This is a genomic window from Arthrobacter sp. AL05, assembly GCF_029960715.1.
Taxonomy (GTDB): domain Bacteria; phylum Actinomycetota; class Actinomycetes; order Actinomycetales; family Micrococcaceae; genus Arthrobacter.
In genome coordinates, this window is the sequence record NZ_JASBRC010000011.1 from 132,804 (window position 1) to 145,777 (window position 12,974).

9 protein-coding genes are annotated in these 12,974 nt (G+C 63.8%); 2 read left to right on the forward strand and 7 right to left on the reverse strand.

Going from position 1 to position 12,974, the window contains the following annotated elements; translation table 11 throughout:
- Positions 1-17 precede the first annotated feature (17 nt).
- From QK287_RS14105 to glf, 6 genes are all read right to left on the reverse strand, one after another.
- A complete protein-coding gene (locus QK287_RS14105) occupies positions 18-686 on the reverse strand; it encodes a hypothetical protein (RefSeq protein ID WP_282360488.1) in 669 nt (222 codons plus the stop codon).
- Complete coding sequence (locus tag QK287_RS14110) at positions 670-2,340, reverse strand: L,D-transpeptidase family protein (RefSeq protein WP_282360489.1); 1,671 nt, start codon at positions 2,338-2,340, stop codon at positions 670-672. The genes QK287_RS14105 and QK287_RS14110 overlap by 17 nt, the downstream gene beginning before the upstream one ends.
- A 436-nt stretch (positions 2,341-2,776) precedes the next feature.
- Positions 2,777-3,529 carry an ABC transporter ATP-binding protein gene (locus tag QK287_RS14115; protein WP_253032355.1) on the reverse strand — a complete coding sequence of 251 codons (753 nt, stop codon included), beginning with the start codon at positions 3,527-3,529 and terminating at the stop codon, positions 2,777-2,779.
- Position 3,530: 1 nt separating this feature from the next.
- The gene (locus QK287_RS14120; protein ID WP_282360491.1) at positions 3,531-4,388 is read right to left on the reverse strand and encodes an ABC transporter permease; all 858 of its coding nucleotides are present in this window, start codon (positions 4,386-4,388) and stop codon (positions 3,531-3,533) included.
- Positions 4,389-4,400: 12 nt separating this feature from the next.
- Positions 4,401-6,392, reverse strand: coding sequence for a glycosyltransferase (locus QK287_RS14125; RefSeq protein ID WP_282360492.1), 1,992 nt, complete (start codon positions 6,390-6,392; stop codon positions 4,401-4,403).
- The gene (gene glf, locus QK287_RS14130; protein ID WP_282360493.1) at positions 6,389-7,576 is read right to left on the reverse strand and encodes a UDP-galactopyranose mutase; all 1,188 of its coding nucleotides are present in this window, start codon (positions 7,574-7,576) and stop codon (positions 6,389-6,391) included. Before glf ends, QK287_RS14125 begins: the two co-directional genes overlap by 4 nt.
- 243 nt (positions 7,577-7,819) lie before the next feature.
- On the opposite strand from glf, the gene QK287_RS14135 reads away from it, so the two are divergent.
- Positions 7,820-11,791 (forward strand): FtsK/SpoIIIE domain-containing protein, encoded by a 3,972-nt coding sequence (locus tag QK287_RS14135; RefSeq protein ID WP_282360494.1) that lies wholly within the window; start codon positions 7,820-7,822, stop codon positions 11,789-11,791.
- Here QK287_RS14135 and QK287_RS14140 read toward each other — a convergent pair.
- The gene (locus tag QK287_RS14140; RefSeq protein WP_226775786.1) at positions 11,788-12,168 is read right to left on the reverse strand and encodes a hypothetical protein; all 381 of its coding nucleotides are present in this window, start codon (positions 12,166-12,168) and stop codon (positions 11,788-11,790) included. The genes QK287_RS14135 and QK287_RS14140 overlap by 4 nt on opposite strands.
- 350 nt (positions 12,169-12,518) lie before the next feature.
- Here QK287_RS14140 and QK287_RS14145 point away from each other — a divergent pair, with 350 nt between their 5' ends.
- The gene (locus tag QK287_RS14145) at positions 12,519-12,767 is read left to right on the forward strand and encodes a WhiB family transcriptional regulator (RefSeq protein WP_003804966.1); all 249 of its coding nucleotides are present in this window, start codon (positions 12,519-12,521) and stop codon (positions 12,765-12,767) included.
- Positions 12,768-12,974 lie beyond the last annotated feature (207 nt).

Sequence of the window (12,974 nt, forward strand, 5' to 3'; positions counted from 1 at the left end):
GCTACATCCGTCGCCGACTAGGGCAACGCAGCGACGGCGCTCAACTTCTGTTGCATCCCGTCAACCTGTGCCGCAGCTGCGGGAACCGCAAGTGAGATCCTTGTCACGGTCAGTCCGTCCACAACCTCAAGCACATACTCGGTCGAATCGCTGAGCCGGTTCAGTGAGTACCAGGCCTTGCTGCCGAGCCCGGACACGGGTTTTGGCTCCATCATAAGCCGGGGTAGCTCAAGCTTTTTGAAGGCCACTTCGTCATTGGCTGTCGTTGTGGCAATCAGCAACGAGTTGCCAGGCTCGGGCACTTGACCGGCCGGTATCGGCGCAAGGGCGAACGTGCAGGTCACGTCGGCCAGACCCGCTTTGGAGGATACCTTGGCGATGGGCAGTTGAAGCTGATCGGCGACAGTTCCGAGGACACCCCTGATGCCAACGACTCCGGGTGAACTGCAATCCTCAGGCCGGGCGGGCAGCACGGTACGGCCGTCGTGAGTCGTGGGTTCCGTGCCGGGTCCGACGTCGGAAGTGCCCGCCGGCGACGGGGGTGGGCGTCCTGCATCTCCGGACGCAGTCGCCCCGGAACCGGTAACCGGTCCAGCCGTGCAGGACGACAGCAGGAGGCCGCCCACCATAAGGAGCACGCACCGGCGCAATGCACTTTTGCCGGGGCTGTTAATTGAAGATGTCATTTGCAACTCCCATGACGAAACGGTCACCGGGATTCGCCGTTCGCATAAACTGCAGCAGGTCTCCGTCATTGAGTGAAATGCAGCCCCACGTCGGAACGTTGTTGCCATGCAGGAAGATGGCGAAGCCAGCGTTCATTACGATGGGCGAGTCCGGCGGACGGTTGTAGTTGATCACGACGCCCTGGCGGTAATCCCTCGAGGGCCTGGTGGCGTAGTACCACATGTTCTCGTCCGGGAAAACGTCGCCGCTCGACTCAAAGTACTTATTGTAGTTGCCGTTGAGCTGGCCGCCCCAGCGCGAATATGGGTTCAGGGTCCGGTAGGCGAGGCTGGTACCGGGGTTGCCCAATCCGAAAGCCTCGGTCACGGTGAAACTTCCCGTAGGTGAGTACTTCTGCCAGGTCGGACCGGTGGCATACCCGGGTCCGGCGAAGCCCGACTCGCCCGCGGAGCCCAGCGCACCCCACTCGGTGGTGTACTGGCCGCTTGCTTGGCGGACGCAAGTGATGAAGTTGACCCGCGTGGCCCGGTAGTCGGCAGCGATCGCGAAAGATACTCGTGATGCTCCCCCGGTGGCGTACTTCACCGTGCCGGTATTGAGCGCCGGACAATACCCCGAAGTGGCCGGCATGAACTTGACTCCGTATCCGGTGACCCACTGAAGTTCGCCGAACTGGAACAGTTGCCGGCAATTTCCGCCCGAATCGCACATTTCACCGGTAGTGGGATAGCCGAGGACGCCGTCCTGAGCGTATCTCGAGGCATAGTACAGACCCAACCCGCCCCACACTGCCTGCGTCCCCGCTCCGATGGCAAAGTAAATACTGCCTCGTTGGAATGCTTGGGAGCATCCCCCGCCACGCAGTCCGCACTTTTCGTTGGCCACCGGGTAGCCGAGGTAGCTGGCGCTGCCGCCCAATGCGTCATAGCGGCCCTGGATACCGCCCCAGACCGGAAAGGTCCCCGCACCCGGCACAAAGTAGATGGTTCCCCGCTGGAACTTCTGCAGGCAGGCGTTGCCCGGCAAACCGCACTGCTCGGGAGCTACCGGGTAGCCGAGATAGCCCGACGAGCCGCCAAGACCTTCAAAAGTGCCCCCGATGGCTCCCCAAATCGGCCAGGTTCCACCGGGCCCGAAGTAAATCAAACCTCGCTGGAAGTGCTGGACGCAGTGCCCGGCAGGAACACCGCACACCTCAGCCTCGCGCGGGTAGCCAAGATATCCGGCAATGCCGCCCATGCCTTCATACCGCATGCTGACCCCGCCCCAGACAGGAAACGTGCCCACACCCGGCACGTCGTGAAGGGAGCCGCCGCGGAACTGCTGGCGGCAACTGTTGGCCTGCAGCCCGCACTTGCGGTCCTCACTCGGATAGGAGAGGTTCCCTCCGACGCCGCCGTATTTTACCCACGCCGCCTCGATTGGCCCGGCCATCAGGTGGGCGCCGGTTGCCGGACTCCACGCGATCGTGCCGTGGGCGAATGTCTGCAGGCAGCCGCCGTTGGCCAAGCCACAAAGCTGCGCTGCGGTGGCTGGGCCAACCGCCCCGGAGTCACCACCGAGCCTCTGATGCTCGGCACCGATGGGCCCGGGCACTGTAAACACTGCGGCGGCCGCTGCGGCCGGATCGGAAACTTCCAGGCTCGGAGCCACGGGGGCCGGGGTCGCCGTCGGCTCCGGCGAGGCTGTTGGCGGGGCTGGTGCTGCTGTCGAAGTAGGCGACGGAGCGGCGGGTGGGGGGTCAGCCGGCGGTGTCGGCGCCGGTGACGTACCCGATGCAGACGGGCCCGGCTTTGTGGCCGAGGGGCTGGCTGTGGGCGTCACAGTAACGGTTTCCGTGGCGGTATCCGCCACTGCCGGCCCTTGGGCCATACCAACGAGGCAAAGGCCGCCGGCCACAGCTACCGCCACGGTCTTGCGGACCTTCGCCACTGCAGTGCGGCGTCGGCTCCCGGCCCATCGGTCCCGTTGTTTTTCTGGTCCCAACATTGTCATCGATCGCGCTCCCGTATCCCCCAGTACGGGGCACGTTCCCCGTTTCCGCCCCATCCTATTCGACGCCGGCCCGAGGTGGAATGCCACACGGCCGCTAGGCCACGGCTGATCTCCGCCGGAGCTCCGCAACGACGTCGTGCACCTCTGCGTCCATCACGACCTCGCCGTGTTCGAGCAGCACCCCGCGTTCACAGACCGTCGCCACCAAATCCAGGTCGTGGCTCACCACAAAGAGCGTCTTGCCCTTCTCGGCCAACTCCTGGATCTTCGCGATGCACTTACGCTGAAACGGCTCATCGCCGACGGCAAGGATCTCATCAATGAGGAAGACCTCCGGGTCGGTGTGCACCGCGATGGAAAATGCCAAACGCAGGTACATACCCGACGAGTAGAACTTCACTTCGGTGTCAATGAATTCACCGATTTCCGAGAACTCCACGATGGAATCAAACATCTCATCGATCTGCTTTTCCGACATGCCCAGAATCGCACCGTTGAGATAAACGTTGTCACGTCCGCTGAGGTCATGGTGGAAGCCCGCGCCGACCTCGATCAGCCCGGCGACCCGCCCCCGGGTCCGCACCGTGCCGGCGTCAGGCTGCAGCACACCGGAAATCAACTTCAGGAGGGTGGATTTACCGGAACCGTTCAGGCCCAGCAGGGCAACCGTTTCGCCTTGCTTGACCTCAAGGGAGACGTGGTTCAACGCCTGGAACTTCTTCGACAGATCTCCCTTGCGGCCCCTGACAAGCCAGACCAAGGCCTCCTTCAGGGAGCGCGTGTGCCGCAGGACGAACTGCTTGCGGACGCCAATACAGCTGATGGCAACGTGGCCGTGGGACGTCATTTCAGAGCTCCTGTGCGAAGTGGACGGAAAGCCGGCGGAACATCAGCTGGCCAAGGAACAGGATTGCCACAGACATGACCAGGGAAACCGGAAGCCAGAAGCTCAAGAGATCCGGGGGCATGGTATCCCCCACGAGCTGGTTCGCCTTCAGGGTCGGCTCCCAAAAAGCCCAGTGGAAAACTTCGACGGCGGTTGTCATCGGGTTGAGCTGATAAACCCAAAACCACGGTCCCATAACCTGTTGGACCATGGTCCACACGTAAAGAACCGGCGAAGCCCACGTGACAACCATAACGATCATGTCCACGATGTTTTCGGAGTCGCGGAAGTAGACGTTGACAGCACCGAACATCAGGCCCAAGCCGGTCGCCAGGATCGCCACCATCACAAAGATCAGGACCGCCGCCAATATCTGCACGATTGACGGTGTCCACCCGACAACCAGGCAGGCAGCAATAAGTACCAACAACTGAGGCAGGAAATGGGCGGCTGACACCCACACGGTTGCGACTGGAAACAGCTCCCGCGGCAGGTAGATCTTCCGAATGAGGTCGCGGTTGTCCACTATCGACCGGGTGGCGTTGGACAATGACTCCGTAAAGAAGTTAACCAGCACAATGCCCGAAAAGAGATAGATCGCGTAGTTGGGTGTCCCCCGCTCAAGATTCAGGAAAATACCCAGCGCGATGAAGTAGATCATGAACTGCATCAGCGGTTTGACATAGGACCACATCAGACCAAGCACCGAACCGCGATAGCGGATCTTTATCTCTTTGCGTACCAGCAGCTTCAACAGGAAGCGATCACCGTAGACATCGAGCAGTCCGCGACCACGTCCGGGCTTGACCAACTGGTCCACAGGGCCGGCCATCTATTGCCCACCCTTGGTGTCGGCGTCGAACGTCCTTTTCCAGGCTTCCATCGAGGTAATTCGTGGAACGGCCTCCCGGTACTGCTCGGCCAACTTGTCCCACTCCCGGTACAGCCGAAGGTGCAAACGGGTGGCCTCGGCCAGCATCGACTTGAGCTTCTTGGGGTCACGCCGGTACCAGGAGGCACCTGTTCCCTCGGCGTTGGACACCACAACACTGTCGTAGTGGGCAAGCCTGAACCAGCGGTTGTCCCGGTGGGCCAGGAATCCCTGCGGACGTTCGGCGCTCTCCGGCGCGGGAGCCTTGACGAGCTGACGCGAGACTGTCTTGATGCCCCAGGGAACCAGGTCCTTTTTGCGCGGCATTCCGATCGGCGCACCACCCATTGGGCCGCGGCCCAATTTCGGAGCCGGGAAGTCGTCCACGTCATCCTTCAGCTGGGCGTCCGTGTACTGGGACTTGAGGGCGTTGATCTCCGGAAGCCTGGACGCCAGGACCTGATGCAGAGCGTCGGGTCCTCTGAAGATGTCTTTCAGTGCCTCGATGCGGCCGTGCTCGGTGAAATACTGCATCGACACAAGATGCTTGACGTCGGCCTGGACCGATTCCCTGAGGACCCGTCCGCCCTTGGGATAGGGGCTGTGAACGAGCGTGGTTATCAGCCGGTTGCGTTCGTGGAAGTACGACTGCCAGCCGACCATGTCGTCCTTATCCGCCCACGACACATGCCACACCGCTGCGCCCGGCAGTGACACGGTCGCGAACCCGGCTTCCCTAGCCCGGAGACCGTATTCGGCGTCGTCCCATTTGATGAACAGCGGGAGGGCCAGCCCGATTTCCTTGATCACCTTCGTGGGGACCAGACACATCCACCAGCCGTTGTAGTCGACGTCCACCCTGCGATGCAGCCAGGCGGTCTGGCGGAGGTTCGCGACGCTAAAGTCATGGCGAAGCTCCATGTCCGCATGTGGCTGCGCCGGCACAATCCGGTAAGGGTCGACCACCTCGCCAAAGGTGTGCAGGACGCTGCGGTTATACAGGTCAAACATGTGCCCCCCGATGATGGTGGGCTTCCGGCAGTGGTCGGCAAAGGTCAAGAGCCGAACGATACTTTCCGGCTCGACGACGATGTCGTCGTCGAGCAGCAACACGTAATCGCTGCCGTTCTCCACCGCCTCGTACATTCCACGGGCAAAACCGCCGGACCCGCCCAAGTTCGCCTGATTAATGACCCGTAGCTTGCCCCCGAGTGAGGCCTGGACCTCGGCGAACCCCTCTTGGTCTTCCACCTTTTGCGTGCCCTGGTCCACGATCAGGATTTCCTTGACGTTGGCCAGGACGTCGAGGTTAGCTGCGAGGATGCGGGCGTTGTTGAGGCAGTAATCGGGCTTGTTCATTGTCGTGATTTCGAGGGTCACCTGGCCGCGGCTGCCGGTGAGATCGTGAGACTCCCACTGGCCGGCCTCAAGCACGAGGTCCGTGGAACTCGCTGCCAGATCAAACCAGTACCAGCCGCCGTCGCCGAACGGCTTGAGCGATAACTCGAAAACCGAAGTGGACTCGCCGTCAACGTGGCGCCCATCGACCCGCTGAACCGACCCGCGGGCATTGGACTTGTAAACGGTGACCGCTCCGCTGCCGGTTGTCCGAACGACCAGCCGGATGTCACGGACCGAGGTCCACCGTCGCCAGTAGCTTGCCGGAAATGCGTTGAAATAGGTGCCGAACGATATTTGCTCGCCGGACCGCACCCGCATGGACTCACGCGAGAGCAAGTCCTCGAAGTGCGCCTCGCTCCCCCCGGAGCTGAACATCTGCAGTTTGTCCTCGGGCAGCTTCGGCGAGCGGGCAAGTTCGTCGTTCTCCCGCAGCCGGATGCCGCTGGCGGGCCCGGCGTCCACGTACAGCGGGATAGTGTCGGTCTGGTCACCCGACGGAAGGATTACCCGTTGGATCCGTGCCCAATCAGTAGTTTCGTCCGCGGCGCTCATGCGTCGACCCCTCCGCTTTCAATTTTGGCGCCACCATCGAAATGCGGGCGGATCTTATTATCGAACATGGTCAGTGCCGACCCGATGGCCATGTGCATGTCCAGATACTTGTATGTGCCCAGACGACCCCCGAACAGGACATCCTGCTCGGCGGCGGCGAGATCGCGGTACTTGAGCAGCCGTTCGCGGTCCGCTGCGGTGTTGATCGGGTAGTAGGGTTCGTCGCCCTTTTCTGCTGCCCGCGAGAACTCGCGCATAATAACGGTCTTTTCCGTCTGGTAGTCGCGCTCCGGGTGGAAGTGCCGTGGCTCAATGATGCGGGTGTAGGCCACGTCGGCGTCGTTGTAGTTGACCACTGACGTTCCCTGGAAGTCTCCGACGTCGAGGATTTCTTCTTCGAAGTCGATGGTGCGCCAGGAGAGGTCGCCCTCGGCGAAGTCAAAGTAGCGGTCGACCGGGCCGGTGTAGATGACCGGGATGTTGCCGACAACATTGTTTTTGCTGTACTCGTGCGACTCGTCAAAGAAGTCGGTGTTGAGCCGGACCTCGATATTCGGGTGCTCCGCCATCTTCTCGATCCACGCGGTGTAGCCGTTGGTCGGGAGACCCTCGTACTTGTCGTTGAAGTACCGGTTGTCGTAGTTGTAGCGAACCGGGAGCCGGGAAATGATGCCCGCGGGCAGGTCCTTGGGGTCCGTCTGCCATTGCTTGCCGGTGTAGTGCTTGATGAAGGCCTCGTACAGCGGACGGCCGATCAGCTGGATGCCCTTGTCGTTCAGGTTCTGCGGATCCGTGCCGGCAAGTTCCCCGGCCTGTTCCTTGATCAGTTCCTGGGCCTCGCCCGGGGTCAGGTTGGCGCGGAAGAACTGGTTGATGGTCGCCAGGTTGATCGGCAGGGAGTAGACCTCGCCCTTGTGAACGCCGTACACCTTGTGAACGTAGTTGGTGAAGGTGGTGAAGCGGTTCACGTACTCCCACACACGCTCGTTGGAGGTGTGGAAGAGGTGCGCGCCGTAGCGGTGCACCTCGATGCCGGTCTGCTCTTCTCTTTCGCTGTAGGCATTTCCGCCAATGTGGTGCCGGCGGTCGATAACAACGACCTTCAAGCCCAGCTCTGTGGCGGCCTGTTCTGCGATTGTCAGGCCAAAGAAGCCCGACCCTACGATGACGAGGTCAGCGGTCACAAACTCTCCTGGTTCGAATGCGGGCAGCGCAATCTTGCGCATTGTCTGCTGGTCCAGCCTACCCGAGACACGGTGTGAACCCGCGAATCGCGGCCCGCGTCCAGGCCCGCGGACCGTCCTGTCGCGGGGCAGTTTTCCCTCTGTCGGCACCGCTTTCCACATAGCCGGATTCCCGCGTGCCGCAACGCCGCATCGCCGCCTACCGTGGGATCAAACGACACCCCGGGGAAAGGACCCAACCCGATGCTGCTGCATTGCACACTGGTTCCCGCCCCGGGGTCGGCACTGACCTCCGGACCTGCGGAACTGGCCATCGAACTGCCGGCTACCTGCCCCGGCGCGGACCTCGAAGCGGCTATCTCCAGACGTTACGGGACCGGGGCGCTGACCGTGGACCGGGTGCCCGTGGCCGCTTTGACGCCCGGGAAAGTCCCCCTCGTTGCCGGTGCCATCCTGGTGGACGGCGCTGCGCCGCCCACGATTGTGGACCCGCCAACGCTCGTGCTGACCGTGCACAGTGGCCCGGGTGCGGGCCTGATCTTTCCGTTGCGGCGGGGGCGGTTCCGAATCGGTCGCAGCGGCACCGAGATCGTCATTCCAGACGCCGAGCTGTCCCGGGAACATGCCCGGCTGGACGTGACTGACTCCGCCGTCAGCCTCGTCGATCTCGGCAGCGCCAACGGGGTCCGCGTCGACGGACGGAAAGTACAGTCGGCGCCCGTCTCCACGGAGTCGGCGATCCGGTGCGGCGGTTCGTCGATGTCCCTGGTTTTCGGCGATTCCCTCGACGCCGGCATTCCGGCCTTTGCCGGGTCCGACATCTCAGCACCGTTGGTGCTCAGCAACCCCGCGGCGCACAGCAACAGGGCGGCCCTGCTGCTGTCAGCGGGCCTGCCCCTCTGCCTCGGAGTGGGCCTGGCCGTCCTCACCGGAATGTGGGTGTTCCTCGCTTTTACTGCCCTGTCAGCCGTGTCCATTCTGGTGCCCGTGTTTTCGGGCCGAAGGCAGCGCCGCGAACTGCGGGCCGCCGTGGCCGCCGCGGCGCGCCAGGACCGCGAACGACGGCGGCGAGCCGCGCCCTCCGCCGGCGAACTGTCGCTGGGGGCTCGTTTCCTTGCAGCGGATCGCGGGGTGTCATCCGCAATTGCCACAGGACCTGTCTGGTTGCGGCTCGGCCAGGCACCGCAACGCGCGAATATCGGTCTGGAACCACCGGATTCCGGATTCCAGCCACCGTTGCTCGGCCTGGTGCCTGTGACACTCAATCCAGCGACGAGGCTGACCACCGTGCGTGGCCCCGAAACCGCCGTGTCCGGACTGGTCAGATCCTGCCTGCTGCAACTTGCCAGCTACCCCGCAGCCGGGCGAACCAAAATCCTCATCCACGGCCCAACCGCCGCCCTTTATGCCGCACGCTTCCTGCCGTCAGTCGTGCTCTCCGCAAAGGAGACATCCACGCTGGAGATCCTCGCAACCGGCCCGGGCCCGGGCTACGAGCGCGGGGTGCTGGTGATCGTCACGACAATGGGGCGGGACAGGCTGTGTTCGGCTGCGGCAGGCCACGGCTGGCAGGTTTTCCACTGCTCCGAAGGTCCTGCTGCTGCCGCCGCTGGTTCGGTCCTAGAGCTCACCGAGCGAACCGCCGTGCTTTCGTCCGGTCACTCCGCAGTGGAGTTCATTCCAGATCTTGTTCCAGCCGGCGTCTTCGACCGGGCCTGCCGCCGGATCGGCGGACAGAACCCTGAGCAGGCTCCGCCAAAAGGCCTTCCGGATGCCTGCTTCATGGCGGAGCTGATGCCAGCCTCAGCGGCGGAAATCTCCGCACGCTGGGCCGCCTCAGCACACGCCCCCGGACTTCCAGTGCTGGTCGGCGTCGGAACGTCCGGCCCACTGTGGCTGGACCTCCAGGCCGACGGCCCCCATTTCCTGGTGGCGGGGACCACCGGCTCGGGCAAATCCGAATTATTGCGGACCATGGCGGTCGGGTTGGTGGGCCATTACCCGCCCGATCGCGTCAACCTGCTGTTTATTGATTTCAAAGGCGGCTCCGGCCTGCGACCGTTGGCAGCCCTGACACACTGCGTCGGACTGCTCACGGATCTCGACCAGGGTGAAGTGGAGCGCACGCTCGTATCACTGCGGGCGGAAGTACGCCGCAGGGAAGAGCTCCTTGACTCGTACCGGGCTGCCGACCTCATTGCCTATGAATCGCTTCAACCCGCGGCGCCGCCGCTGCCCCATCTGGTGCTTATCATCGACGAATTCAGAATGCTGGTAGAGGAAGCCCCGGAAGCGCTGGCCGAGCTCCTGCGGGTAGCTGCAATCGGCCGCTCGCTTGGGATTCATCTCATCATGGCCACCCAGCGACCCCAGGGCGCCGTTTCCGCAGACATCCGTGCGAACGTGACCAGCCGTGTCGCCCTGCGGGTCCAATCCGAACTGGAGTCCCTCGACATCATCAATTCACGGCTGGCGGCAGCCATCCCGATTGCGCGGCCGGGACGCGCCTACCTGGTCCGCGGCAGCGAAGCGCCGGAAGAGTTTCAGACCGCCACGACCACGCCGCTCCCGTCCGAGGCTGCCGGCTGGCCAAGTGTGATGGAGGTCAGTGAATTCCTCAACCGCCCGGCGGCCGAACCGTGCGCCGCCCGCGCCGCATCGCCACCGTCCCTGGCCATAACCCACCTGACGGAAACAGTCCGGGCTGCCTGGGCGGCAATCGGCGGTGGGGAGCCGCGCCGTCCGGTGGCAACACCGCTCCCCGGTAAAGTGCCGTTTCCGACGGATGGCAGCCGCGGCCGGATCCGGCTGGGGTTGTTGGACCTTCCCAGGGAACAACGAGTGGCAGAGTTCGAGTGGCATCCGGGCACCCACGGCCACCTCGGACTGATCCCGGGACTCAATGGAGGTGCCGACACCGTCCTGGAGCTCATTGTGAATCAGCTGCTTGGCTGCGATGACGAATCCCACATGTACCTCCTGGATGCCACAGGTTCATTCAGCGCCATGTCCACCGCCGCTAGAGTGGGCGCAGTTGTCGGGCTGCACGAACTCCGGCGGGCCGCGCGGGTCCTCGAACGCGTCTCGGAAGAAATGACACGAAGGCTGGGCCTTGCCCAGCCGGCGGACCTGCCTGTCCTCGTCCTCGTCCTGTGCGGTTGGGGGTCCTGGGTGTCGGCGTTTCGGGCCGGACCCCTGGCCTGGGCCGAAGACCTGGTCCACAACATCGTCCGGGATGGTGCCCGCGCCGGGATTGCGGTGCTCGCGGCGGGGGAACGCGAGCTCGTGACCGCACGGTTCTTCGCCGCCGTGCCCAACCGGATTTTCCTGCCTGCCGGCTCGACCGAGGAAGCGCGGCTCGGTTGGCCCCGGCTGCCCGCCGGCGGGACGGCCGGAGATCGAGTGGTCGTTTTTGGACCAATGTCCGTCTCACCTTCTCCTTGCGGGCACGTGGGACAACTCTTCGGGCCCCGCCCGCCGGCAGTCGGCGGCGAGGCCTGTCTCTCGCGAATCCGGCCGTTCCGCATCGAGCCCCTTCCATCACGGGTCACGGTCAGCGAAGTCCACGCGCGGTCCGGTCCAGTAAGTGCGGGCAGCAGCGAGGCAACGCCCCGCCCGGGCCCGCCTGCCTCGAACGGGCAGCTTTGCCTCGGCGTCCAGGGCGACGAACTCTGCGCTGTGGGAATCCCGTTACCTCCGGGCGCAGTCCTAGCGGTCCTCGGTGGGCACCTGTCGGGGAAGAGCTCGCTTCTATCGGCCCTTCCCGGGCTCAACCCGGCAGCCACTTGGCTCCGGCCCCCGTCGGCGACGGATCTGGAGGAGTACTGGGCAGGCACGTACGACTCCGCGCTCGCCGGGGTGCTGGACCCTGCGGCGGTCCTGCTGGCGGACGACCTCGACCTGCAGTCAGCTGAAACCAATCGCCGGCTGGTCCTGTTGAACAACCTGGGCTGGCGCGTGGTCCTGACGGCAGGCTTTAACCCCGCCATTCGGCAACGGGTACCACTGGCCCAGAATGCCGCGGGCTACGGAAGGGGCGTCCTGCTCGCCCCGCGGTCGGTGCTGGACGGAGACTTGTTCGGAGTCAGGTTCGATCTGGAGCCCAGCCCTCCCCCGGGCCGCGCGGTCCTGATTTCGGAAGGTCGGGCCCGGGCGGTGCAGTTGGCGTTCGATCCTGCAGCAGACAGCAGCAGGGATCAGACGGGACCTGGCTAGAGGGCCGGCGGAGCCCCGCCTGCCCGTGATGCGAACACGATGACTCGCTTGTCAAACAGCAAAATAATGGCGGTAACCGCAGGCACCAGCAGGGCCAAGCCCGCCAGGGGATAGCCGCCGGACATCGTGGGAAAGCCGATGGTGAGCGCAAAAAGCTGGGCCACCAGCGCACCCGATCGCGGCCACCGGTACCCGCGGAACAGGAACGTGGACACGGCCACAAGCCAGGCAGCGAAGACCAACAGCAGCCCCAGCGTGAAGACTGCACCCCAGAAGGAGAGCACCGGGGCTCCGGTAACTAACTGGCTTCCGTACCAGATGGCGGCAACCAGCAGCGCGGTCGCTTCCAGCGCCACGATGACAGCAATGACCAGAATTCCTGCCGGCCGGCCGCGAACGCTGCCGGCGGGCCCGCCGGAAGGGCTTCCCGCAGGGCCGTTCCCGCGGTCAGCGGCAGGTTCGGAGGGGTTTTCAGAGGCTCTTGACACACTGGCACAGTACCGGACATAGTCGACTGGACGTGAGGGCCCGGCCGCACATTGTGATGCATCGCTCACGAGGGCGCGGCATTTTGCATGCTAGTACCCCTTGTTTACGCAGCGTTAACATGACACGCTTAATTCAGATGATCGAGGGGGCCCCACCGGGCCCCTTTCTTATGAAGCCTCTAGTGAATAATTTCACAAAGGCAAAACTGACTGCCCAGGAAATGGAGTGACTGATCAGCATGGATTGGCGTAACCGCGCAGCGTGCCTTGACAAGGACCCGGAGCTTTTCTTCCCCGTAGGAAACACCGGCCCTGCCCTCCTGCAGATCGAGGAAGCCAAAAGTGTTTGCCGTCGATGCCCCGTCGTTGACACGTGCCTTCAGTGGGCCCTCGAATCCGGGCAGGACGCCGGCGTCTGGGGCGGCATGAGCGAAGACGAGCGACGTGCCCTCAAGCGGCGCGCGGCTCGTGCCCGCCGCGCCTCCTAACACCAACTGCTGGCCGCCGGTAGAACCGGCACCCAGCCGTTACAGGCAGGAACAAGGAATGGCCGCAGACTCACGTCTGCGGCCATTGCTCGTTAACCGCCATGGTCCCGCCCCCGGCGTCCGCCCTGGCCGACGGGCTAGGACGGGCTAGGTGTATTAACCACGGAGGTTAGTGACGCGGCTTGCTGGTGGCTGACCCTTGAGTGA